This is a genomic window from Solimonas sp. SE-A11, assembly GCF_030345715.1.
In the GTDB taxonomy this organism is placed as follows: Bacteria; Pseudomonadota; Gammaproteobacteria; order Nevskiales; family Nevskiaceae; genus Solimonas_A.
In genome coordinates this window covers 1-22,367 of record NZ_JAUASX010000023.1, presented here as the reverse complement: position 1 = coordinate 22,367, position 22,367 = coordinate 1, and the positions used below count along the sequence as shown (strand labels likewise).

At 68.3% G+C, this 22,367-nt stretch carries 18 protein-coding genes and 1 pseudogene; 10 read left to right on the top strand and 9 right to left on the bottom strand.

Annotated elements, in window-relative coordinates; translation table 11 throughout:
* Positions 1 to 3: 3 nt before the first annotated feature.
* Positions 4 to 1,782, bottom strand: coding sequence for a M61 family metallopeptidase (locus QT386_RS20195; protein ID WP_289275557.1), 1,779 nt, complete (start codon positions 1,780 to 1,782; stop codon positions 4 to 6).
* A gap of 20 nt (positions 1,783 to 1,802) precedes the next feature.
* Between QT386_RS20195 and QT386_RS20190 the strand changes: the two genes are divergently transcribed.
* The gene (locus tag QT386_RS20190) at positions 1,803 to 3,410 is read left to right on the top strand and encodes a hypothetical protein (protein WP_289275556.1); all 1,608 of its coding nucleotides are present in this window, start codon (positions 1,803 to 1,805) and stop codon (positions 3,408 to 3,410) included.
* A gap of 244 nt (positions 3,411 to 3,654) precedes the next feature.
* On the opposite strand, the gene QT386_RS20185 is transcribed toward QT386_RS20190, so the two are convergent.
* Entirely contained in the window at positions 3,655 to 5,313 is a 1,659-nt protein-coding gene (locus QT386_RS20185; RefSeq protein ID WP_289275555.1) for a CehA/McbA family metallohydrolase, read from the bottom strand.
* Between the two features lie 71 nt (positions 5,314 to 5,384).
* Here QT386_RS20185 and QT386_RS20180 point away from each other — a divergent pair, with 71 nt between their 5' ends.
* Positions 5,385 to 6,659 carry a serine hydrolase gene (locus tag QT386_RS20180; protein ID WP_289275554.1) on the top strand — a complete coding sequence of 425 codons (1,275 nt, stop codon included), beginning with the start codon at positions 5,385 to 5,387 and terminating at the stop codon, positions 6,657 to 6,659.
* A gap of 72 nt (positions 6,660 to 6,731) precedes the next feature.
* Here the strand turns inward: QT386_RS20180 and QT386_RS20175 are convergent, their stop codons facing one another.
* Complete coding sequence (locus QT386_RS20175; protein WP_289275553.1) at positions 6,732 to 7,154, bottom strand: SWIB/MDM2 domain-containing protein; 423 nt, start codon at positions 7,152 to 7,154, stop codon at positions 6,732 to 6,734.
* Between the two features lie 310 nt (positions 7,155 to 7,464).
* Here QT386_RS20175 and QT386_RS20170 point away from each other — a divergent pair, with 310 nt between their 5' ends.
* Positions 7,465 to 8,163, top strand: a complete 699-nt coding sequence (locus QT386_RS20170) for a hemerythrin domain-containing protein (RefSeq protein WP_289275552.1) — start codon at positions 7,465 to 7,467, stop codon at positions 8,161 to 8,163.
* Positions 8,164 to 8,189: 26 nt separating this feature from the next.
* On the opposite strand, the gene QT386_RS20165 is transcribed toward QT386_RS20170, so the two are convergent.
* Together QT386_RS20165 and QT386_RS20160 are read right to left on the bottom strand one after the other, a co-directional pair.
* Positions 8,190 to 9,503 carry a GAF domain-containing protein gene (locus QT386_RS20165; protein ID WP_289275551.1) on the bottom strand — a complete coding sequence of 438 codons (1,314 nt, stop codon included), beginning with the start codon at positions 9,501 to 9,503 and terminating at the stop codon, positions 8,190 to 8,192.
* On the bottom strand, positions 9,503 to 9,988 hold the full coding sequence (locus QT386_RS20160) for a hypothetical protein (RefSeq protein WP_289275550.1): 486 nt from the start codon (positions 9,986 to 9,988) through the stop codon (positions 9,503 to 9,505). The genes QT386_RS20165 and QT386_RS20160 overlap by 1 nt, the downstream gene beginning before the upstream one ends.
* Positions 9,989 to 10,195: 207 nt before the next feature.
* On the opposite strand from QT386_RS20160, the gene QT386_RS20155 reads away from it, so the two are divergent.
* The 3 genes from QT386_RS20155 to QT386_RS20145 all read left to right on the top strand — a co-directional run bounded on the left by QT386_RS20155 (position 10,196) and on the right by QT386_RS20145 (position 12,304).
* The gene (locus QT386_RS20155; protein WP_289275549.1) at positions 10,196 to 10,615 is read left to right on the top strand and encodes a hypothetical protein; all 420 of its coding nucleotides are present in this window, start codon (positions 10,196 to 10,198) and stop codon (positions 10,613 to 10,615) included.
* Positions 10,616 to 10,684: 69 nt separating this feature from the next.
* The gene (locus tag QT386_RS20150; protein ID WP_289275548.1) at positions 10,685 to 11,731 is read left to right on the top strand and encodes an AraC family transcriptional regulator; all 1,047 of its coding nucleotides are present in this window, start codon (positions 10,685 to 10,687) and stop codon (positions 11,729 to 11,731) included.
* An 84-nt stretch (positions 11,732 to 11,815) separates the two neighbouring features.
* Positions 11,816 to 12,304 carry a DUF2505 domain-containing protein gene (locus QT386_RS20145; protein WP_289275547.1) on the top strand — a complete coding sequence of 163 codons (489 nt, stop codon included), beginning with the start codon at positions 11,816 to 11,818 and terminating at the stop codon, positions 12,302 to 12,304.
* Positions 12,305 to 12,354: 50 nt separating this feature from the next.
* On the opposite strand, the gene QT386_RS20140 is transcribed toward QT386_RS20145, so the two are convergent.
* From QT386_RS20140 to QT386_RS23535, 3 genes and pseudogenes are all read right to left on the bottom strand, one after another.
* On the bottom strand, positions 12,355 to 13,485 hold the full coding sequence (locus QT386_RS20140; RefSeq protein WP_289275546.1) for a metallophosphoesterase: 1,131 nt from the start codon (positions 13,483 to 13,485) through the stop codon (positions 12,355 to 12,357).
* Between the two features lie 256 nt (positions 13,486 to 13,741).
* Entirely contained in the window at positions 13,742 to 15,100 is a 1,359-nt protein-coding gene (locus QT386_RS20135) for an RICIN domain-containing protein (protein ID WP_289275545.1), read from the bottom strand.
* Between the two features lie 1,060 nt (positions 15,101 to 16,160).
* Positions 16,161 to 16,424 (bottom strand): annotated as a pseudogene (locus QT386_RS23535) (esterase/lipase family protein); the annotation flags it as partial.
* A gap of 218 nt (positions 16,425 to 16,642) precedes the next feature.
* Between QT386_RS23535 and QT386_RS20125 the strand changes: the two are divergent.
* The 3 genes from QT386_RS20125 to QT386_RS20115 all read left to right on the top strand — a co-directional run bounded on the left by QT386_RS20125 (position 16,643) and on the right by QT386_RS20115 (position 20,134).
* Complete coding sequence (locus QT386_RS20125) at positions 16,643 to 17,314, top strand: TetR/AcrR family transcriptional regulator (protein WP_289275543.1); 672 nt, start codon at positions 16,643 to 16,645, stop codon at positions 17,312 to 17,314.
* A gap of 496 nt (positions 17,315 to 17,810) precedes the next feature.
* Positions 17,811 to 18,932 carry a ferredoxin reductase gene (locus QT386_RS20120; RefSeq protein ID WP_289275542.1) on the top strand — a complete coding sequence of 374 codons (1,122 nt, stop codon included), beginning with the start codon at positions 17,811 to 17,813 and terminating at the stop codon, positions 18,930 to 18,932.
* A gap of 77 nt (positions 18,933 to 19,009) precedes the next feature.
* Entirely contained in the window at positions 19,010 to 20,134 is a 1,125-nt protein-coding gene (locus tag QT386_RS20115; RefSeq protein WP_289275541.1) for an acyl-CoA desaturase, read from the top strand.
* A 306-nt stretch (positions 20,135 to 20,440) separates the two neighbouring features.
* Here the strand turns inward: QT386_RS20115 and QT386_RS20110 are convergent, their stop codons facing one another.
* Positions 20,441 to 21,400 (bottom strand): YafY family protein, encoded by a 960-nt coding sequence (locus QT386_RS20110; protein WP_289275540.1) that lies wholly within the window; start codon positions 21,398 to 21,400, stop codon positions 20,441 to 20,443.
* Positions 21,401 to 21,495: 95 nt separating this feature from the next.
* On the opposite strand from QT386_RS20110, the gene QT386_RS20105 reads away from it, so the two are divergent.
* The gene (locus QT386_RS20105) at positions 21,496 to 22,128 is read left to right on the top strand and encodes a glutathione S-transferase family protein (protein ID WP_289275539.1); all 633 of its coding nucleotides are present in this window, start codon (positions 21,496 to 21,498) and stop codon (positions 22,126 to 22,128) included.
* Positions 22,129 to 22,367 lie beyond the last annotated feature (239 nt).

Below are 22,367 nucleotides of genomic sequence, written 5' to 3'. Positions count from 1 at the left end.
CTCCTACAGGCCCAGCCAGGCCTGGCGGCGCGCCAGCACCTCGCCCTCGGCAGTGGCCAGGGTCAATGTCCAGGTGTCCGCCGGCGGTGCGGTGGGCACCAGCCGCGTCTCCTGCAGCTCGTCACCGCGGAAGTAATGCACGGTCGTGGGCTGGCCTGCCGGCAGCGTGGCGACCAGCGCCGGCCAGTTGCCCGGTGCCACGCGCAGGCCGTCGATGGCGACGAGCTGGTCGTTGACCGACAGCCCCGCCTGCGCGGCCGGGCTGCCGGCCTGGATGTAGGCGATGCGCGTTTCGCCGCCGCGCAGCTTCAGGCCGACCCAGGCTGACGGTGGGTCGCCGCTGATGCGGCCGCCGGCATCGGCATCGGACACCGGCGCGCGCTGCTTGCACTCCACGCCGAAGGCCGCGAGCAGTTCCGCCAGCGGCAGTTCCTCGGTGGAACGCAGCAGTTCGTCGAAGAATTCACGCAGGTCGAGCCCGGAGAGCTCCTGCGCCACCTGTTCCAGCCCGCCCTCGGGCACTCCGATGCCCGGCGCGCCGTAGCGCTGCCACAGGGTGCGCAACACGTCGTCCAGCGTGACCTGCGAATGCAGGCGCAGTTGCAGGTCCAGGCACAGCGAGGCCAGGCCGCCCTTGATGTAGTAGCTCACGCCGGCATTGGGCGTGTTCTCGTCCGGCTGGTAGTACTTGATCCAGGTGTCGAAGCTGGAATCCGCCAGCGTCTGCACCAGGCGGCCCGGCGTGCGCTGCAGGCGCGTGGCGTTCTCCGCCACCAGGTCCAGGTAGGCGGCGGCGTCGAGCACGCCGGCGCGCAGCAGGAACAGGTCATCGTAGTACGAGGTCAGGCCCTCGTAGTGCCAGAGGTCGCGGCTGTAGGCCTCGGCGGCCAGGTCCGACTCCAGGAAGCGTGCGGCGGTGATGCGCTTGACGTTCCAGAGGTGGAAATACTCGTGGCTGCACAGCCCGAGGAAGCTGCGGTAGTCCTTGGTGAAGCGGGCATCGCCCGGCGCCGGCAGGTCCTTGCGCGAGCAGACCAGGGCCGTGGAGCTGCGGTGCTCCAGGCCGCCGTAGCCGTTGCCCATGACGTAGGTCAGGAACAGGTACTCGCGCAGCGCCGGCTCCTGGCCGAACATCTCACGCTGCACGTGGCAGATGCGGGTGAGGTCGCGCGTCAGGCGCTCGCCGTCCACGGCGTGCCGGCCCGACAGCACCATCGCGTGGGGGATGCCGTCCACGTCGAAGCCCAGCCGCTGGTAACGGCCCATCTCCACCGGGTGGTCGATCAGCTCCTCGTAGTCCGCCGCGCGGTAGCGGCCGAAGCCGTCGGCGCCAACCTGTACCGGGTCCAGCGTGGTGGCCAGCTGCCAGCCGGCGCAGGCTTCGTCCTGCGGCGGCTCGATGCCGATCTCGATATCGCCCGCGCCGTCCGCGCGGTAGCACAGCGAGCTGGCGTTGAAGAAACCGCGGCGCGTATCGAGGAAGGCCTTGCGCACCGATTCGTCGAAGGCATAGACGCGGTAGTCCAGCGTCAGCGGGCCGGCGCAGGGGGCGCAGCGGAAGCTGCGCTTGTCGAGCCGCTCGACCGCCACCGGCTCGCCGCCGGCGGAGGCGTGCAGGTCCTGCACGTGCTTGGCGAAGTCACGTACCAGGTAGCTGCCGCGGATCCAGGACGGCAGGCGGAAGACCTGGCCCTGCGGGTCGGGCGAATCCAGCCGGCATTGCACGGTGAAGTAGTGCTCACGCGGGTGGCTGGGCTGGATGCGGTAGCGGATCGTACTCATGCGCTGGGTATTATGCCGCCATGCGCCCCGCCTTACTCGCCGCCGCCCTGCTGCTCGCCGCCTGCGGCAAAGCCCCGCCGCCCCCGGCTCCCGCCGCGGCGTTCGACCCCCTGACCCAGGCCCTGGCGGCCGGCCGGCGGGTGGACAACCGCGAGGCCGTGGTGCCGCCGCAGTGCTATACCAAGACCGACGGCATCGCCAATCCCTGCTGGACCTGCCACGTGCCCGCCAACGGCCGCAACCGCATGGACGACGCCCACCTGCAGGAGGAATACGCCTTCAGCGCCGTGGGCGAGACCAACCACTGGGCCAACCTGTTCCGCGACCGCCGCGCGCAGATTGCCGCGATCCCGGACGCCGAGATCCTGGCCTGGATCCGCCAGGACAACTACGCCGCGCTGCGCGAGCAGCTGAAGATGCGCGACAACTACCTGGGCTGGCGCCCCGACCTGGACCTGGCCGCCGGCTTCGACGCCGAAGGGTTTGCCAAGGACGGCTCCGGCTGGCGTGCGATCCGCTATCAGCCCTTTCCCGGCACCTTCTGGCCCACCAACGGCAGCAGCGACGACGTCTTCATCCGCCTGCCGCCCGAGTACCGCCGTGACTCAGAGGGTCAGGACTCGCGCGAAGCCTATCGCCTGAACCTGGCGATCCTGGAAGCGGCGATGACGGTGGACGCGCGCGTGGCCGACGCCGCCCTGCGCCGCCGCGTGGAGCCAGTGGACGAGGCCCTGGCCCGCGTGGACCTGGACGGCAACGGCCGGGTCGGCGGGCACGTCGAGCAGATCCGCGGCCTGCCGGCGCGCTATGCCGGCGGCGCGACGGCGGTGGCCGTGGCGCGCGGGCTGTACCCGGTGGGCACCGAGTTCCTGCACAGCCTGCGCTACGTCGACCCCGACACCGCCGACGCGCGCTCGCCGCGGCTCAAGGAGTTGCGCTACTCGATCAAGCGCCTGTGGCTGGACGACCCCGCACTGGACCACGCCTACGCCGAGGAAAACGCCGAGAAGGCCGCCGGCGCGCTGCCCTACTATCCGGGCGATGCCGCGGTTGGGCTATTTAACTCCTTCGGCTGGCAATTGCAGGCCTTCATCGAGGACGCGCAGGGCCGCCTGCGCCTGCAGACCTACGAGGAGCAGCTGTTCTGCATGGGCTGCCACAGCACCATCGGCGTCACCGCCGACCAGACCTTTGCGTTCCCGCGCAAGCTGCCGGGCGCCGCCGGCTGGGCCGAGCACAGCATCGCCGGCCTGCCGGACCGCCCGCAGGCGGGCAGCCAGGAGCCCGAGACGCTGCGCTACCTGCGCCGCGTCGGCGGCGCCGACGAGTTCCGCGCCAACGACGAGATGCTGCACCGCTACTTCCCCAAGGGCAGCCTGGACGAGGCCACTGCGCAGCGCGACGGCAAGGACCTGGGCGTGCTGCTGCGCCCCTCGCGCGAGCGGGCATTGGCCTTGAACAAGGCTTACCTGCTGACGGTGCGCGAACAGAGCTTTACGAAGGGGCGCGATGCGGTGGTCAACCCGGCGGCGAACGTGCACAAGCGCATCGACAACGGCGACACGGGGCTGAAGGAGAAGGGCCGCGTGTTCACGGATGGAAGAATTTGGGTGGAGTGGGGCGAGTAATGAAGCCTCCCCAGACCGTTCACCCCGAGTGCCGCGAAGCGGTGTATCGAGGGGCGCACCGCCACCTGACAGCGGCTCTTTTGTAGGAGCGGCTGCTCAGCCGCGAGCAAGGCCCTTCATGATGAGCTTTGCTCGCGGCTAACAGCCGCTCCTACGGATGGTGCTGCCCATCCCTGTAGCAGCCAGCTTGCTGGCGACTGCGAACCGGGAGTCGCCAGCAAGCTGGCTGCTACAAGCGGACGCCTCAACGCGCCTTCAAAAACACCGGATTCCCGATCGTCGTCCGCGCCTGCCCATCGCGCGTCTCGATGCGCCAGAACGTGCCCAGCGGCCCCTCGCGGCCCGGCTGGCGCTGCACCTCCAGCTCGTGCTCGAAGGGATCGGCATTGATCGCCACGCTTCGGAACAACTGGCCGTTGCGGAAGTAGCGCAGTGTCTGACCGGCACCGCCAATGACCGTTGTACGCAGCGTCACCGTCTCGGTCTCTCCCACCCGCAGCGTGTCGCCGAAGATGCCTCGCTGGCCATCGGCGGCCTGCGCCGCGAACGTCAGCGCTGGGCTGTGCGCCACGCCGCGCGTGCGCACGTAGGCATGGCCGGACTGGATCGCGCTCTTCAGGGCGCTGCGCGACAGCTGGGGCGCGTACACCGCCGTGGCCGAGCTGCCGTAGCCCTTGCGCTCGCGCTCGTCCTCGGCGTCCACGCCCTTGGAGTCGGAGCCGCTGACGCCGGTGATGCGGTAGCCCTCCGACAGCTTGCGCTCCCACAGGTCGATCGCGGTGCCCATGAAGGGGTTCTCGATGCCCAGCGGCAGGGGCAGCGGCAGGCCCAGGTCGCCCAGCTCGGTGATCAGCGGGCCGGTGAGGAGTTCGATGGTGTCCACCTGCGCCCAGTCGATCGCGTCCTCCAGCTCGAAGGCGCAGCCGCGGCAGAAGTTGGCGAACAGCGCGCCGGGGAAGGTGGTCGGGTGGTTCACTTGGAACAGCGCGCCTTCGAGCTTGGCCAGGCGCTGGATCTCGCCCAGCGTCACGTCCTCGAAACCGTGGCGGTACTCCAGCACGCCCGGCGTCTCGCCGTGGGTGTTGGCGTGGCCGTGGTAGGTGATGATCTCGCGGCCGGGCCAGACCAGCAGGTCCGGGTTGGCGCGCTGCATCGCGCCCAGGCGGCGCCAGTGCTCGCCGGTGACGTACTCGGTGACCATCAGGAAATCGAGCTGCGCTGCGCGTGCCTGCGCCACAAAGCCGGCGTCGTCCGGTGCGTTGGCGTTGGAGTGGTAGCCGTGCATGTGGAAGTCGCCGTGGTACCAGCCGGCGACACTGCGTGCCACGTGGCGGCGGTCCACCGGGTCATCGGTGGGCGTGCTGCCGGACGCCGCCTTGCACTCCACCTTCACGATCCAGTCCGCGCCACCCGGGCTCACGGCGGCGATGCCGAGGTCCGCATACCAGGTGCCCGCGCGGATCGGCCCGGGGCGGTAGCCGCGCTCGGCACGGGCGGCCTCCACGAAGACCGGCGCCTGGCCGCTGTCGATGCGCCCCTGGCGCGAGCCCGACCAGCCGCGGAAGCCCACCGCGCTGCGGTAGCCGTGCTCGTCCCACAGGCCCAGGTCCAGCGTGGTGGAGGTCAGTGGCGTGGACGGCAGCGGCGAGCGGTCGGTCCAGCCGTAGGACAGCTCGATGCGGCCGGTACCGGCGCCCACCACGAAGGGCAGCTCGCGGTAGGTCTTGGCATCGCCGGGCGCGGCGCTGCCGGTGATCTCCAGCGCCGCCAGTCCGGGCGCGCAGTTCACTTCGGGCGCGGGGCCCGGACCGGGGCCGGGCGTGCCGGCGGAATCGCTGCTGCTGCCGCAGGCAGACAGCAGGGGCAGGAGGGCATAGGCCAGGCAGGCGCGGATCTTAGGCATGCCCCCATTTTGTGACATCGCATGACGTCCGTGTGAACATGCCCTCCTGTCATCGCAGCGGGACGCGTTCCATGATCATCAAGGCAGCCCAGGACGCCGGATTGCTGAAGAACTACAAGGTCCGCCTGCCGGAGCGGATCGAATCCGTCACCCGCATCGACCCCAACGAGGGTTCCGCCGCGCGCGGCGGCCTGCGCCCCAGCGACGTCGAGGCGATCTGGTCCGCGGTGCAGGATCTCTACCGCAGCCGCGCCTATCCCGGCGTGGCCTTCAGCCTGCGTCGCCGCGGCGAGCTGCTGTTGAACCGCACGCTCGGCCACGCCCGCGGCAACGGCCCCTGGGACCTCACCAACGCGCCCAAGCCGGTGATGGAGCTGGACACCCCCATCTGCCTGTTCTCGGCCTCCAAGGCCGTCACCGCGGTGCTGGTGCACAAGCTCGCCGAAGAGGGCGGGCTGGACCTGGACCAGCGTGTCAGCCACTACATCCCGGCCTTCGGCCAGCACGGCAAGCGCGACACCACCGTGGCCGAGGTGCTGGCGCACCGCGGCGGCTTCCCGCAGATCAAGGTGCCCAAGCGCGAGCGCCAGGTGGAGGTATTGCTGGACTGGCCGGGCGTGATCGACCGCATCTGCCGCGCGCCGCCTACCCACCCGCGGCGCATGGCCTACCACGCCATCAGTGGCGGCTTCATCCTGGCCGAGCTGATCCAGCGCATCACCGGCGAGCCGGTGCAGGCCTACCTCGACAGCCGCTTCCGCGAACCCCTGGGGCTCAAGCACTTCACTTTCGGTGTGCCGCCGGAGCACCGGCAGAGCGCCGCGCTGAACTACGCCGCCGGCCAGCCGGTGCGCTTCCCGCTGTCGGCGATCATCGAGAAGGTGCTGATCGTGCCCTTCGAGCAGGTAGTGGACTCTTCCAACTCCACCGCCTTCATGGACGCCGTGATTCCCGCCGGCAACCTCTACGCCACCGCCGAGGAGCTGTCGCGCTTCTTCCAGATGCTGCTCGACAATGGCGTCTGGCAGGGCCGCCGCCTGCTCAAGCACGAGACCCTCAAGCGCGCCATCAAGCCCAAGTGGCGCATCGCCCTGGACGGCTCGCTGATGATCCCCATGCGCTACAGCGAGGGCATGATGCTGGGTGCCAACCCCGCCGGCCTCTACGGCCCCATGACGCGCCATGCCTACGGCCACCTGGGCTTCATGAACATCCTCGGCTGGGCCGACCCCCAGCGCGAGATCTCCTGCTCCCTGCTGACCACCGGCAAGGCCCTGCTGGGCACCCACCTGATCACGCTGGGGCGGCTGATGGCGACGATCTCGGAGCGCTGCAGCACGCGCTGAGCGGCCGGCTCGCGGGCAAGAAAAAACCCGCCGGGGCCTCTCGGCGCCGGCGGGTTTTCAGATGAAGCGGTGTTACTTGACGTGCTTGTTGACCAGCTTCGTCATTTCGAACATCGACACCTGGTTCTTGCCGCCGAAGATGACCTTCAGCTTGGCGTCGGCGTTGATCTGACGGCGGTTCTTCTGGTCCTGCAGACCGTTCTTCTTGATGTAGTCCCAAATGCGCTTGGTCAGCTCGCCGCGGCTCAGCGAGGTCGCGCCGACGATGCCGGCGAGATCAGCGCTCAGGGCGACCGGCTGGGCGATACCACCGCCGGCAGCGCGGGGCTTCTTCGCCTTCGGGGCGGCCTTCTTGGCAGCCGGCTTCTTGGCGGCGACCTTCTTGGCCGGCGCCTTCTTGGCCGGAGCCTTCTTAGCAGCAACCTTCTTGGCCGGCGCCTTCTTGGCCGGAGCCTTCTTCGCAACAGCCTTCTTAGCAGCCTTCTTAACAGCCATTCTCCTGCTCCTCTCTTGATCCTGGACTTGAGATCGCCCTGCGACGCAGAGCGTGCGGGTGTGAGATTTACACGAAAATTGCGCGCCGCGCGAGTGTTATTTGAACGGAGGGTTTCCCTGGGGCGCTCCCAGGGAACGCCCCAGGGGCGCCAAGGAGGTGTGAAGCCGTTCACAGCGCGCCTCCACTTAAGAAATTTTGAGGGTTTTCTTAAGCGCTATTTAGCAATGCGAAAGGGTTCTCCTGCGTAGTCTGCTCACCCATCGGCAAAGCCTGTTTTGCCCTTGGAAAACCCACTTGGAGACTGCTGCAATGGACACCCTCGCACCGCGCTACAACATCTACTCCGTGATCCACAAAGGCCTGCGCGCCTGGATGGCCGACACGCTGCAGACACTGGGCCGCGCCGACTGGCTGGACGCCGAGGACAGCGGTACCGCGCTGGGGGAGCTGCGTGCCTTGCTGGCGGTCTGCCGCACGCATCTTGCGCACGAAAACGACTTCATCCACCCCGCCATGGAAGCCCGTCGCCCGGGTTCCAGCGGCCAGACCGGCGCCGATCACGGCGAGCACATCCACGCCGTCGACACCCTGCTGGCGCGTGCCGATGCCCTGGAAGCCACCCGCGGCCCGCGCCGCCTGGAGCTGGGCCACGCCCTGTACCTGGCGCTGGCCATGTTCGTGGCCGAGAACCACGAACACATGGACATCGAGGAAGTGCGCAACAACGCCGCCCTGTGGTCGGCCTACAGCGACGCCGAGATCCACGCCATCGAGCAGGCCCTGGTCGCCACCATCCCGCCGCCGGAGATGATGCTGACCCTGCGCTGGATGCTGCCCAGCGCCAGCCACGGCGAGCGCTGCGGCATGCTGATGGGCATGCGCGCCGGCGCGCCGGCGGAGGTCTTCGCGGGAGTGCTGGGCATGCTGCAGCCACTGCTTTCGGCGCGCGACTGGGCGCGCCTGCAGGACGCGCTGACGCAGCCGGTGGCGATGGCCAAGGCGGCCTGAGCCGCCAGGTGGAGGTCGCCGGCCGCTCAGGCGGCCGCGACCTCCACCAGCTTCAACGGCTGGCGCACGCACAGGCGGAAGCGCCCGCGCCCGGTCTTCTCCAGCGCCAGCAAGCCGCTGCGCTCCTGCAGGCGGCGGTGCAACAGCAGCAAGCGCGCCTCCAGGTTGTCGGCGATGTCCGGCAGCGGGATGCTCGGGTCCAGGCGCAGCTCGCGGTTGCTGAACTCGGTGCGGCCGTCGCGCTGGTAGTCGCGCAGCAGTTTCCAGAAGATCGCGCCGGCCACGCCCTTTATCAGGTAGTCCTCGCCCAGGAAGACGCTGTCGTCCTCCGGGTAGTAGCGTACCTGCAGCGCCGTCTTGCCGGCCGGCTGCTGCGGGGGGGCGGCAGCCGGCGCGGGTTCGCCGGGCTCGTCCTCCTGCGCCAGCGCCTGCATGGCGAAGCCCAGCGACACCGCCAGCGCCGCCAGCGCGTCCTCGTGCTCGTAGCAGAAGGCCATTTCGTCCAGGCTCTCCACGTACAGCACGCCCTGCAGGCGGCCGCCGGAGCCGATCGGCACCGCCAGTTGGCTCTGCGGCTCGCGCAGCCCCGGCCAGGGAATCTCCGCCGCGGTGCCGGTCGCCGCCGCGCCGTAGATGTAATCCATGCTGGCGTAGGACAGGCGGATCGGCGTGCGCTGCTCCGCCGCCACCCCGATCACGCCATGCCCCAGCGCCACCTCCGAGCCCACGCCCGAGGCACCGTAGCCGCGGCTGGCCACCGTGTAGAGCCGTTGCCGGCTCTCGTCGAGCATCAGCAGCATCGAGTGATGGATGCCGAACAGCTCCTGCAGGCCCGCCAGCGTGCGGTCCAGCAGCTCGTCCAGCTCGCGGCAAGCCGCGATGCGCTCGCCCAGCCGCCGCAGCGGCGGCAGCAGTGGCGGGTGCAAGCGCTCCGGCGCCAGCGCCGGACTGGGCAGCTGCTCGATGGCCCGCACGCGGTAGACGTCGGCGCCCAGCAGCTTGAACACCCCGGCCATGCCGGTATGCGAAGCCACGCCGGCGAGCTTGGCCTTCATGCGCTCGAACAGCGGCCCCTCCGACTCCGTGCGGAGGTACTCCACATCCAGCCGGTACTCGGCGGCCGTCTCGGCGTTGGCCACGCGCACCGTCGCGCGCGGGTCGCGCAGGATGTTCTCGCGGGTCTTGTTGAAGAACTGGAAGCTCAGCGCCACGTGCTCCGCGTCCACGTAATGCACCTGGGAGACATAGGTCAGGTTGGGCATGCCCTCGGCGTCGCAGGTGGCGATCAGGCTCGGCACGCCGCCTTCCAGGCAATCGCGGATGCTGTCGACCGAGCGCATCAGCCGCCCGCCTTCAGGCGCTCGCCGGCGCGCGGACCCGGCGTCTGCATGTAGACCGCGGCGGGGGTGAAGCGCACCCAGCACAGTTGGCCCGGCTCGTGGTGCAGCAGGGCCTCGGTGAAGGCCACCGTGAAGCCCGCCACTGCGATCTGCGTGGCGAAAGCCGCCCGGTGCGCCGCCGCCAGCGCCTCGTCGCCGGGCTGCGCCGGCTCCACGCGAGCGTCGCGGCCCTTCACCTGCAGCGTCTCGTGGGTGGCGGGCAGGGAATAGCTCGCCGCCATCCAGCCATCCACGCGCAGCTCCGCCAGCAGCGCCGCCGCGCGCGCCCCGCAGACCAGGATCGAGATCTGGTCGCGCGCCTCCGACACGCGGCAACTCAGGCCGCGGGCGATCGTCGTGCGCCGCGCGACATCGCGCGACGCGAGCGAGATCGACACCGGGCCCTGGATGAAGGCGGCCTGCATGCGGCTGAGTTCGGGAACCATGGCGCCATTATGCCGCCGCCACCCTGGCCGGCGAGTGACCCGTGTCTTGTCGGGTCTCACCGACCGGCCTGCGCCTTTCGGACCATGGCGGACACCGCGGCTCGGGTATGCTGTCCGCCACGGTCCCCCTGCCGCGTCACTGCGGTCCTCACGCCCGGCGTGATTCGTGCAGGACACTCCATGACTACGGGACCTTGGGGAAACGCCATGAACACGATGCAGCTGATGCCCGAGCAGGCCCTGCCGGCCTACCGCGACTTCCTGCGCCAGGTGCTGACCGAAGTCGTCGGCCAGATCAGCGGCGAGCCCAGCGTCTCGCGCCTGAGTCGCTCCATGCAGGTCTACTGGGACGCCTGCTTTGCCCGCCGCGAGATGCGCACCGCCGCGGTGCAGGCCGCCGAAGGCACCCGCTACGCCGCCCAGTTCGAGCCCCTGACCCAGCCTTTCCTCAGCCTGCTGCGCACCGAACTGTTGCAGATCGGCTGTCCCCAGGCCGACGAACTGAGCCGCGACGTCTACCTCTGCGCCCGCAACATCACCGTCGAGGAAGCCCGCACCGGCCGCCGCGAGGTACAGAACCGCCAGAGCGTGCTGTTCATGCTGCGGCAGTCCGCGCTGGAGCATTGAGGGCTTCCTGGTGGCTTGAAAGCACCGGGGGCTAAAAGCCCCCGGTCGGGTTATGGCATCGTATCCGCCATGACCCAGGCCCCCGCCACCAACCCGACCGGCACTGTCGAAGACCCGCGCTACGAAGCCGCCGTCTTCCCCGTCTTCCTGCTGCAGACCCTGGCCCAGGTTGCCGCCGCCCGAGGCGTCGAGCCGCAGGCCCTGTGCCGCGGCCTCGGCTTCGGCCCGGAGGACCTGGACGATCCAACCTTCCGCGTCTCCTACCGCCAGGCCAGCCTGATGATCCGTCGCGCCCTGCAACTGGTGCCCGGCGACGCCCTGGGCCTGGCCGTGGGCAACCGCAACGTGCTCGGCACCCTCGGCCTGCTTGGCCACGCCGTCTCGCTGTGCCCCACCCTGGGCGAGGCCTTCGACATCGGCCTGCGCTACCAGGTCACCGCCGGCGGCATCACCCAGACCAGCCTGCGCCTGTCCGGCACCGAGCTGTGGGTGGAGGCCGGCTTCCGCTTCCCGGACGTGGAGATCCAGGTCTTCGCCGTTGAGGAGCTGTTTGCCAGCCTGCTGGTCTACGGCCGCAGCCTGGTCGGGCCGCACTTCTCGCCGCTGCGCGTGGAGCTGGCCTATCCGGCGCCGGCCTGGGTCGCGCAGTACCAGGCCCTGTTCGGTGCGCCGGTGATCTTCGGCGCCGAGCAGAACCGCTGCGTCATCGAAGCGCGCTGGCTGATGCACGCCCTGCCCAACCACAACCCGCTGGCGCTGAAGCAGGCCCTGGCCCTGCTGGAGGCGGAGAACGCCCAGGTGCGCCAGAAGATGGACCTGGCCGCCACCGTCGAGCGCGCCATCGAGAAGACCCTCACCAAGGGACCGAGCCTGGAGAGCATCGCCGGCGAGCTCAACATGAGCGGCCGCACCCTGCGCCGCCGCCTCGGCGATCAGGGCCTGAGCTTCGAGACCCTGCTCAACAACGTGCGCCGCACCCGCGTCATGGGCCTGCTGGCCAACCCGGGACTGCCGATCGAGCGCGTCGCCGAGCAGTCCGGCTATGCCGACGTGCGCAGCTTCCGCCGCGCCTTCAAGCGCTGGACCGGCGTCAGCCCCAGCGAATTCCGGCAGTAGTCCATAGTCCCCTGGTGGGATGACAGGCCCGGCGCGCTGCTGCACAGTGCGCCCACGAAACCAATAACCGCAGGAGAGCCCGACATGCAGTTCTCGTACAAGCAGACCTTCGCCAAGGACAACGCCACCGTGCTGAAGATGTTCTGCGACCCGGCCTACCACAAGGCCTTGCAGGAAGCCCTCGGCGCCATGAATTTCCGCCAGGTGGACCACAGCGACGACGGCACCCGCTTCATGATCAAGGTCAGCTACGAGGTGAAGTCCTCCGCCCCGCTGCCCGGCTTCGCCAAGAAGGTGCTGGGCGAAACCACCACCGTCACCCAGACCGAGCGTTGGGACCGTTCCAGCAAGAAGGGCGAGGTCATCGTCGAGCCCAAGGGCCTGCCGGGCAAGATCCGTTGCAGCACCTCGCTGGCCGAGTCCGGCGGCAGCAGCACCAAGACCTTCGACTGGGAAGTGTCGGTGAAGATACCCCTGGTCGGCGGCAAGCTGGAAGACCTGATCGCCGAAGATATCCGCGGCAAGAATCCGGTGGATGCGAAGGCGAGCCAGAAGCTGCTCGAGAAGTACTGAGGTTTCCTCAAGATGCGGGAGCGGTTGACAGCCGCTCCTGCATTTACGTCCTAGGCTCGCACCAGCCGCAACAGCGTCACTTCCGTCTTCGTCCCCAGCCGCAGCGGCGGCCCCCAGCTGCCGGTGCCAGCGCTGACGTAGATCCACATGCGGCCGCGCTGCGACAGCCCCAGCGCATGCGGCGCGTGCACCCGGCGCACCGCCAGCGTCCAGGGGAAGAACTGCCCGCCATGCGTGTGCCCCGACAACTGCAGGTCGAAGCCCGCATCCGCGGCGTCCACCGCCAGCTTGGGGTGGTGCGACAGCAGCAGGCGGAAGGCGCGGCCCTCGCTACGTCCGGCAGCACGCGGCGCATCGGGCCGTAGCGCCTCGCCGAAGACCGCCATGGTCGGATCGCTGACGCCGCCCACCAGCAGCCTTGCGCCGGCCTGATCCAGCAGCGCGTATTCGTTGACCAGCGTGCGGATGCCCCAGCCACGGAACTGCGTGCCCCAGGCACGCAGTCCGGCATAGACCTCGTGGTTGCCCGGCACCAGGAACACGCGGCCCTGCGGCTGCAGCTCCGCCAGCGGTGCCGCCGCCTGCGCCAGCCGCGCCACCGGCCCGTCCACGATGTCGCCGGTCAGCGCCACCAGGTCCGGCTCCAGGGCATTGGCCATGCGCACCACGCGCTCCACGTACTCGCGGCCGATGGTCGGCCCCACATGCAGATCCGAGATTTGCACGATGCGGAAGCCCTCGAGCGCCGGGTCCAGGCCCGGCACCGGGATTTCCACCTCCACCGGCTGCGGGCCACGGCGCGCGCCGTGGAATCCCGCCAGCAGCGCCGCCAGCGACAGGCCGACCACCAGCGCCGGGCCGGATTCCTGCAGCGCTCCATGCACCACCGGCAGCGCCGGGGTCAGTGCCAGCACCAAGTCGCGCAGCAGCGACAGCAGCAGCACGAAGTTGAGCCAGCCCATCGCCAGGTAGCCCGCCACGTGCAGCGCCGCATCCAGCGGGTGGCGTTCCTCGCGCCGGTCGCCCCAGTAGCGCAGCGGCACGATCCAGACCAGCAGCAAGGGCAGGGCCAGCAGCAGGCGCGCCGCAAGGTGATCCGTCAGCCGCCAGGCCAGGTAGGCATAGAGCAGGCCCAGCACGGCGGTGAAGACGAGCGTGAAGCGGGAGAAGAGGCGTGGCATGGGGGCAGCTTAGCAGCGAGCGGTTTCCATCGGAGAGGGACCACGACGACGGACGTTCGCCCTGAGCCCTTCGAAGGATGAGGTGAACGGGCAGGGGATTTTCGAGAGCCAAAGAAAAAGGGCGGCCATTGCTGGCCGCCCGAAGACCTCAAGCCCAAGTCATTGTTGATCCTCCAGCGGGGATGCCATCCATGGCGAGACGTCTGCGCGTCCACCTAACCTCCGCCCTTGCGATCTCCTCCAGCCCTTTTCTCGATCACTGCAGCATGAACACCTGCGCCGTGCTCTGGTTGCAGGTGTACTGCTGCAGCAGCGCGCCGTTCGCCGTGCTGCCGCCGACGATGTCCAGGCACTTGTAGCTGTGCATCGGCTTCACCAGGTAACCCCCGCCGTAGGACACGAAGGTGAACAGCTCGTTGTCGCCGCCGTGTGCCTCGCTCTGCTGGATCGCCGCGTTGTCGCCCACCAGGAAGTTCTGCACGTGCAGCGCCAGCCCGGTGGTCGCGTTGGCGATGGTGTAGTAGCCGTTGGCCACGTGCGTCAGCTTGAAGCGCTGGGCCGTGCCGCTGCTGCAGCCGTTCTGCTGCAACTGCACGCCCGCCGCCGTGCTGGTGCCGGGCACCTCCAGGCACTTCCCGCTCTTGCTGTTCTTCAGCGAGTAGGTGCCGTCCGCCACGTTCGGCGCATAGGACACCGGGTTCAGCCACCAGCGCTGGTTCGCCGCCTGGCTGTTGCTCCAGATCCACACCTCGGCCCCCGGCGCCGTGGACACCTCCGACACGTCCCAGACCTTGCTCGTATCCGCCGCGGACTTGAACTGCACGCTGCCGTCACCGATACCGCTGATGATCCAGCGCTGCGCCGAGGTCTGGTTGCAGCCGTACTGCTGCACCGCCGTCATGTTCACGGTCCAGCCGCTGAACAGGTCCACGCACTGGCCGCTGGTCACGCTGCGAATCTCATAGCGGCTGTTGCCCACGTATAGCACGTCGAACTGCTGCGCGCCGGTGCCGTTGCAGGTGTACTGCTGCAGCTGCGTGTTCTGCGCCGTGCTGGAATTCGGCACGTCCACGCAGAGATTGCTGTGCACCGCTCGGATGCTGTACCGCCCCTCCGGGATCGGCGCGCTAGCGCCGCCGGTGGGCTGCAGCGTGAAGGTCTGGTTGCCACCGCCGCTGCAGCCGAGCTGCTGCAACAGGCCGCCGGCATCGCCGCTCCAATCCTTCAGGTCTGCGCACTTGCCGGAGTGCCGCGCCTTCAGCACATAGCCGCTGCCGTTCTTCAGGAACATGAACTGCTGCTGGTTGCTGCCGCCATAGCTGGCGCTGTTGATCACCGTGCCGTCGTTGTTGGAGCCGCCGCTGACCTGCATCGCCCAGCCGGTCTGCGCGCTGCTGATTTTCGACCAGCCGCCGTTGGTGGCGCTGATGTCCCACTGCTGCGCGCTGCTGCCGTCCACGCAGGCCTTCTGCTGCAGCTGGCCGCTGCCGTTCACGTCCAGGCAGAGCTGGCTGTGTGCCGGCTTGACCAGGTAGCGCCCGGCCGGGATGTCCACCGCTTGCGCCGGCACCGCGGCCAGGCAGGCGAGGGCGGCGAGGATGAATGTCTTCTTCATGTTTTCGTCCCCGGGCTCAGTTGGGCAGGGCCTTCAGGCGTGCGGCCTGGGGCAGGTAGAGGTTGTTCTTCAGGTAGTTCACGTCCTTCTCGGTCAGCACGCCGATGATGTCCACGTGATCCCAGTTGGACCACAGGCCCATGTAGTTCCACTTGCCGGCCTGCGACACACCCGTATAGTCCACCACCGGCGAGGCCACGCCCAGCGTCGGGGAGCGCGTGCTGCGCGTGTTCACCACGCAGTCGTTGGGCCACCAGCTGGAGTCGATCGTCACCTTGCCCGATTCGTTGCGCGTGTAGCCGCCCATGAACAGCGTCTGCGGCTGGAACGGCAGGAAGGTCTGCAGGATCGGGTAGTGCCGCCCGCTGAGCACGCCCTTGAACGTCGTCTGCGTGCCGTAGGAGTAGTAGTAGACATCGTTGAAATGCTGCGCCTTCTGGTTGATCTCCTTCGCTCCGTCCGGAGACAGGTCCCAGAGGCTCACGTCCTTGGACGTGTTCCAGATCGCCGAGGCCTTCACGCGGTTGTAGTAGCTGCCGAAGCTCTCGCCCGCGTTGCGCTTCAGGCCCCACTGGTCCAGCTTCAGATCGAAGATCACCGCGTCGCTCGACACCAGGCCCGCCACCGCCGCCGCCGCGCCCGCCAGCTGCTGCACCATCGGCAGCAGCTGCACGCCGCTGGCCAGCGTGGTGCCGTCATGCGGCGTCGCCAGCGTGGTGATGCTGGACACCCAGTTCTTGCCGCCGGTGAACGGGTTCTTCTGCGTTGCCTCGTTGTACAGCGCCGTGTCTGCGTTCAGGTCCTGCGGCGAGCCGTTGCGCAACAGCTGTAGCAGCATGCGCGCCGTCTGCCCGCCCTGGCTGTGCGCCACCAGGTGGATCTTCTTGGACGGGTCGTCGCCCCATTGCGGATACAGCGCCAGCGGATCGTTGTAGGGATTGTTGGCCGGGTCCTTCGCCCAGCAGCGCCGCGGCGCGCCGTTGGTCCCGTCCAGCTTGCGGATGTGCGTGCGCGAGTCGAGCGCGCCGTTGGTCATCTCCAGGTGCGTGCTGTGCCAGGGGCCGTAGTCCACGCAGCCGCCCTTGATTTGGTAGAAGAGCTCCACCGCGCGGTCCCAGTTGGAACTGATCGGCCCCACTGCCGCCGTGTAGGTCGGATAACCCGCCGCCTTCAGTTGCTCCTGCAGGTCGCGGTTGCCGCCGACCTGGAAACCGCCGCCCCAATACTGCAGCCCGAACAGCTCGTTGCGTCCCCAGCCGGAAAAGCCATGGACCAGCACGATCGGGTAGGAATTGGCCGCCTCCGCGACCCACGAACAGCACATCAGGACCGTCGCGCACGCGACCGCCCAAGCCTTTTTCGGCTTCATGGACCCTCTCTCCTCGTTGCACCACTTGCACTGGGAGGTCGCGACGCATTGCGCGCCGCGACCCGTCTCCCCGCCGTGCGGAAGCGCTCAAAAGGCGCCGCCTGCCGGTCGGTGTATGGGCTTGTCGTTATTTGAAGACATGAATGTCTTCTGATGGAACTTATAATACGCGCATGTCTTCAAAGCGCAAGACCCCCTTCAGCGGTGCCCCCCTGCCACGAGGCCGCCACGGCCTTTCCAGCCAGTTCGTGCGCGCCTCGCAGCGCGAGCGCGTGGTCAAGGCCATGCTCGCGCTGGTGGCGGAGCAGGGCTACGTCGCCACCACCGTGCCCGCCGTGGTGGCGGCCGCGCGCGTCTCGCGCAACGCCTTCTACGAGTTCTTCCAGGACAAGCAGGAGTGCTTCCTCGCCGCCGCCGAAGAAGCGGCAGCCGACGTCTTCACCACCATGGAGACCTTCGGCCTGGAGCAGGACTGGATCGAGGGCGTGCGCCGCGGCCTCACGGCCTGGCTCAAATGGTGGGAGGAGCGCCCCGGCCTGGCCCGCGCCTGGCTGCTGGAGCTGCCGCTGGCGGGCGGCGAGGCCGCCGTGCAGCACCAACGCGCTGCGCAGCCCTACATCCAGCTGTTCCGCCGCATCGCCGAGCGCATCCGCCGCGAGCAGCCTGGCCTGCCGCCGCTGCCGGACTTCGTCCCCACCTTCCTCGTCGCCGGCCTGCTCGCCCGCGTTACCGACGAAGTGCGCAACAACGGCGCCGGTAACCTCACGCGCCTGGTCGAGCCCGGTGTCTACGTCACCGTGAAGCTGCTGGCCGACGACAAGACCGCCGCGCGTCTCCTCAAGTAGCGGCGTCGCAACCCGGTTTGGCGTAGCGAAGCCGGGGAGCGCCGCCAGGCTGCGGTGTCGCGAGCAGGCTCGCTCGTACAGATGTGTCCCTCTGCAGGAGCGAGCTTGCTCGCGACAAGCCACCTGTATGAATCCACCGGTCCCCGTTGAAAGCCCACCCCGCGGGAGCGACGCAAGTCGCGATCTTCCAGCGTGTCCCTCGCGACGTGCGTCGCTCCCACATGAAAAGCACCGGGAGGAGCGGTCGTTGGCCGCGAGCTCACTCCCATACCCTGCCGCCGCTCATTCCCGCATCCCGCAGGATTGTTCCCCCATTCCCCGCAGATTCCCTCGCCGAACACCCCTGAAGCCCTGCATAATGCGGAAATGTTCACTAAAATATTTAACTAAAAATACTTCAAAAACAATAAATTAACAAAATTCAGTGAACAACTGTTGACACCGCGAGTCTCAGGGAACAAGATGGTGCACACTTGTTCACCAACCTGAGCCGCAGATGAACACCGCCACCACCAGCAACAGCTTCCTGAAGTCCGGCGTCCGCCGCCTCCTCAGCTCGCGCCTGGCCGAGACGCTGACCACCCCGCACGGCGTGGACCGCTACCTCGAGCTGTTCAACCCGACCTGGTCCGTGCATGAAGTGCGCGCCGAGATCGTCGCCGTGAAGCACGGCACCGCCGACAGTGTCACGCTGACGCTGCGCCCCAACGGCAACTGGCAGGGCTTCCGCGCCGGCCAGTTCGTGCGCCTCACCGTGGAGATCAACGGCGTGCGCCGCATGCGCTGCTACTCCCCGGCCAACTCCGTGCATGCCGCCGACGGCCTGATCGAGCTCACCGCCAAGGCCCACGCCGGCGGCTTCGTCTCCAGGCACCTGAAGACCGCGCTCACCGCCGGCACCGTCGTCACGCTCTCGCAGGCCGACGGCGTCTTCGCCCTGCCGGAACAGCGCCCTGACCGCGTGCTGCTGATCAGCGGCGGCTCCGGCATCACCCCGGTGATGTCCATGCTGCGCACCCTGCTCGACGAGAAGCACGCGGGCCGCATCACCTTCCTGCATTACTGCAACACCGCGCTCGACATGATCTACGCCAACGAGCTGGCGCTGATCGCCGCCCAGCACGCCAACGTCGAGCTGATCCGCTGCTACGCCCAGCCCGAACAGGGCGGCGAGCTGCAGGGCTTCTTCAGCCGCGAGCAGTTGCTGGCCGCCGTGCCGGACTACCGCGAAGCCACCGCCTTCCTCTGCGGCCCGCCCGCGATGATGCAGGCCGTGGAGAAGGTCTGGTCGGAAGACGGCCTGAGCGAGCGCCTGCACCTGGAGCGCTTCACCGTCGCCCCCCTGGTGATCGACAGCGGCGGCGCCGAGGGCGAAGTGCGCTTCGCCCGCAGCGAGCGCCTGGCCGTCAACAGCGGCGCCACCCTGCTGGACCAGGCCGAGGCCGCCGGCCTGCGCCCCGAGTCCGGCTGCCGCATGGGCATCTGCAAGGCCTGCACCTGTCGCAAGACCAACGGCGTCGTGCGCGACGTCCGCACCGGCGAACTCAGCGAAGCCGGCGAACAGGAAATCCAGATCTGCGTCAGCGTGCCGGTCGGCACCGTGACCCTGGATATCTAACTCATACACACATCCCTGTGACAGACCGCGCCATCCATGGCGCGGACTTCTCAAACAAGACTAGAGGAGCACCTACCATGGGCATCTTTCAGAAGCTGACCCCCGAGCAGTTCCAGGCCATCGGCACCGAGCTGGACGCCATCCGCAACCGTGTCCTCGCCGACCTTGGCGAACGTGACGCGCAGTACATCCGCGGCATCATTCGCCGCCAGCGCCAGCTGGAAGTCGCCGGCCGCGTCATGCTCATGATCCCGCCGGCCTGGCCGCTGGGCGTCGCCGCCCTGGGCGCCTCCAAGATCCTGGACAACATGGAGATCGGCCACAACGTCATGCACGGCCAGTACGACTTCATGGGCGACCCCGCGCTGAACTCGCAGAAGTTCGACTGGGACAGCGCGGACACTGCCAAGAACTGGAAGCAGACGCACAACTACGAGCACCACACCTACACCAACGTGCTCAACCGCGACCACGACATCGGCTACGGCCTGCTGCGCATGTCCGAAGAGCAGAAGTGGGAGCCGCGCTTCCTCGCCAACCTGCCGCTGACGGTCATCCTGCACACCTTCTTCCAGCACTTCGTCGCCGTGCAGAACCTCAAGCTCGAGGACTACCTGATCTACAAGACCAAGACCGGCGAGCAGCTCAAGGAAGAGTTCAAGCCGGTGTGGAAGAAGATGCGCAAGCACCTGGCCAAGGACTACGTGGTCTTCCCGCTGCTGGGTGGCCCGATGGCGCCGCTGGTGTTCGCCGGCAACGTCGCCGCCAACCTGGCGCGCAACGTCTGGGCCTGCGCCGTCATCTTCAACGGCCACTTCCCGGAAGACGTCGAGCAGTTCCCCGAGTCCGTGATCAAGGACGAGACCCGCGGCCAGTGGTACGTGCGCCAGCTGCTGGGCTCGGCCAACTTCCACGGCGGCCGGCTCATGCACATCATGAGCGGCAACCTCAGCTTCCAGATCGAGCACCACCTGTTCCCGGACCTGCCGGCGCACCGCTATGCCGAGATCTCCCCCGAGGTGCAGGCCATCTGCAAGAAGCACGGCCTGCCGTACAACACCGGCTCCTTCTTCCAGCAGACGCTGAGCACCTGGAAGCGCATCGCCAAGCTGTCGCTGCCCGGCCGCCGCAAGCCCGGCAACGGCGCCACCGTGCCGGCCAACGATGCCGAGCAGCCGCGCGAGCTACCGCTGGCGGCTTAAGGTTCAGTGTTCCCCTCTCCCATTGCGGGAGAGGGGCAGGGGAGAGGGGGCTCCATCAAGATCCAGCCACTCTCTGCGGGTTTCCCTCTCCTTCGTGTTTGCCAGGCTGGCGAGTGACATTGAGTCACTCATCAGTAAGCAAATACGCCTCTCCCGCAAGGGGAGAGGGATGCAGCAGGAAAGCTTGCTGGAGTTGCCGTTCGCACTGAGCTTGTCGACGTGCGGGAGGCAACCTGGTAACGGAGTCTGGCTGCCTTCGCCCTGAAGTCCTGAGCCTGCCGAAGGATCGAAGGGCAAACGCTTCCGTCAGCCTTCCCCACTCAACCCACCCGCTTCCCCAGCCCCCCCAATCACTCGCTGCAGCTCCGGCAACCACGCCGGCCGCTCCACCAGCTCGAAGTCGCGCGCGAACATCAGCTGCGCCGCCATCGCCTCGACACTGTCCGCGCCGGTGGCCAGGATGCAGCTCGTATCGCTCTCGTGTTCCAGCACGCCCGCCCAGGGCGGCAGGCGCTGCGCCATTTCCTGCATCGATCCCTGCAGGCGGATACGCAACTGGTATTCGAAGGGCGCAAACGAGATCGCCCGCTTCACGTACTCCACCAGGTCCATCGTCGGCATGCGCGGCGTGAAGCGCGGTCCCGCCTGCAGCGGCCCGCTCATGCGATCGCTGCGGAAGGTGCGCCAGTCGCCGCGCTGCAGGTCCCAGGCCACCAGGTACCAGCGCCGTCCTGCATTGGCCAAGCGCATTGGCTCCACGCGCCGCCGCGTCACGCGCCCACCGCGGTCGCGGTAGCCGAACTGCAGGCACTCCTGGTCGCGGCAGGCCGCCGCCGTGCCGGTCAGCAGCTCCGCATCCGCCAGCGGCTCGCCGCTGCGCAGCGAGATCGTCACCGCATGCAGCGCGCTGGCGCGCCGCCGCAGCCGCGCCGGCAGCAACTGGTCCAGCTTCGCCAGCAGCCGCATCGCCGTCTCCTCGATCCCCGCCACGCTCGCCGTCGCCGCGCGCAAGGACACCGCCACCGCCACGGCCTCGTCATCGTCCAGCAGCATCGGCGGCACTTCCGCGCCCGCACCCATCTGGTAGCCGCCCCCCACGCCGGCCGAGGCCTGCACCGGGTAGCCCAGCTCGCGCAGCCGCTCCACGTCGCGCCGCAGCGTGCGCGGATCCACCTCCAGGCGCTCGCTCAGCTCCCGGCCGGACCAATAGCGGCGGCTCTGCAGCAGGGCGATCAGGCGCAGCAGCCGGGATGAGGCAGTCAACATGCGGCCGATCCTATCGAGGGCCGAATCTGTCCGCAATTGGCCCTAAGCTCGTCTCCTCGGTCCACACACAAGCCGCATCGCCAAGGAGGTTTCATATGAGCAATCGCAAGGTCACGTTCTTCCACGCCACCCAGTCCCGTTCCGCCTCCACCCTCGCGCTCATGGAAGAACTGGGCGCGGACTACGAGCTGAAGGTGCTGGACCTCAAGAACAACGAGCAGCGAGGCCCGGAATACCTGGCCATCAACCCACTGGGCAAGGTGCCCGCCATCGTCCATGACGGCGCCCTGGTCACCGAGCGCATCGCCATCACGCTGTACCTGGCCGATCTCTATCCCGAGAAGGCCCTGGCTCCCGCCATCGGCGACGCCCTGCGCGGCCCTTACCTGCGCTGGCTCGCGTTCTACGCCGCCTGCTTCGAGCCCGCCATCGTCGACAAGATCAACCAGCACACTCCGCCGGTCCCCAGCAGCTCGCCCTATGGCGACTACGACACCGTCATCAACACGTTGGCCAAGCAATTGGAGAAGGGACCCTGGCTGCTGGGTGAGCGCTTTATCGCTGCCGACGTGCTCTGGGGCACCGCCCTGCGCTGGACCATGATGGTCGGTGCCGTACCCAAGCTGCCGGTCTTCGAGCAATACGCGGCCCGCGTCTGCGACCGCCCCGCCGTCCAGCGCGCGTCGGAGTTCGACGCCAGGCTGCTCGCCCAGCAACCGGCTGCCTGATTTTCCCCCCGCACCCCGCAGCCGCTCGCCCTGAGGCCGTCGAAGGGTGAACGGCTCCCAACGGAGCACCGCCATGCCCACCAATACCTACCACGGCTCCTGCCACTGCGGCGCCGTCCCGACGTTACCCCGCCTTGAGTAGCGGTTTGGTTTAGAGCCCTGGGTTGATGGTAATAGCCTTTGCAGCAAGCTGCTTGGCGTAGACGGCGGGCGCCAGCCCGCCGAGTGCTTTCTTGGGT

Coding starts and splice junctions, on each gene's coding strand:
- QT386_RS20195 (WP_289275557.1), bottom strand. CDS start 1,782: ATGAGTACGATCCGCTACCGCATCCAGCCCAGCCACCCGCGTGAGCAC.
- QT386_RS20190 (WP_289275556.1), top strand. CDS start 1,803: ATGCGCCCCGCCTTACTCGCCGCCGCCCTGCTGCTCGCCGCCTGCGGC.
- QT386_RS20185 (WP_289275555.1), bottom strand. CDS start 5,313: ATGCCTAAGATCCGCGCCTGCCTGGCCTATGCCCTCCTGCCCCTGCTG.
- QT386_RS20180 (WP_289275554.1), top strand. CDS start 5,385: ATGATCATCAAGGCAGCCCAGGACGCCGGATTGCTGAAGAACTACAAG.
- QT386_RS20175 (WP_289275553.1), bottom strand. CDS start 7,154: ATGGCTGTTAAGAAGGCTGCTAAGAAGGCTGTTGCGAAGAAGGCTCCG.
- QT386_RS20170 (WP_289275552.1), top strand. CDS start 7,465: ATGGACACCCTCGCACCGCGCTACAACATCTACTCCGTGATCCACAAA.
- QT386_RS20165 (WP_289275551.1), bottom strand. CDS start 9,503: ATGCGCTCGGTCGACAGCATCCGCGATTGCCTGGAAGGCGGCGTGCCG.
- QT386_RS20160 (WP_289275550.1), bottom strand. CDS start 9,988: ATGGTTCCCGAACTCAGCCGCATGCAGGCCGCCTTCATCCAGGGCCCG.
- QT386_RS20155 (WP_289275549.1), top strand. CDS start 10,196: ATGAACACGATGCAGCTGATGCCCGAGCAGGCCCTGCCGGCCTACCGC.
- QT386_RS20150 (WP_289275548.1), top strand. CDS start 10,685: ATGACCCAGGCCCCCGCCACCAACCCGACCGGCACTGTCGAAGACCCG.
- QT386_RS20145 (WP_289275547.1), top strand. CDS start 11,816: ATGCAGTTCTCGTACAAGCAGACCTTCGCCAAGGACAACGCCACCGTG.
- QT386_RS20140 (WP_289275546.1), bottom strand. CDS start 13,485: ATGCCACGCCTCTTCTCCCGCTTCACGCTCGTCTTCACCGCCGTGCTG.
- QT386_RS20135 (WP_289275545.1), bottom strand. CDS start 15,100: ATGAAGAAGACATTCATCCTCGCCGCCCTCGCCTGCCTGGCCGCGGTG.
- QT386_RS20125 (WP_289275543.1), top strand. CDS start 16,643: ATGTCTTCAAAGCGCAAGACCCCCTTCAGCGGTGCCCCCCTGCCACGA.
- QT386_RS20120 (WP_289275542.1), top strand. CDS start 17,811: ATGAACACCGCCACCACCAGCAACAGCTTCCTGAAGTCCGGCGTCCGC.
- QT386_RS20115 (WP_289275541.1), top strand. CDS start 19,010: ATGGGCATCTTTCAGAAGCTGACCCCCGAGCAGTTCCAGGCCATCGGC.
- QT386_RS20110 (WP_289275540.1), bottom strand. CDS start 21,400: ATGTTGACTGCCTCATCCCGGCTGCTGCGCCTGATCGCCCTGCTGCAG.
- QT386_RS20105 (WP_289275539.1), top strand. CDS start 21,496: ATGAGCAATCGCAAGGTCACGTTCTTCCACGCCACCCAGTCCCGTTCC.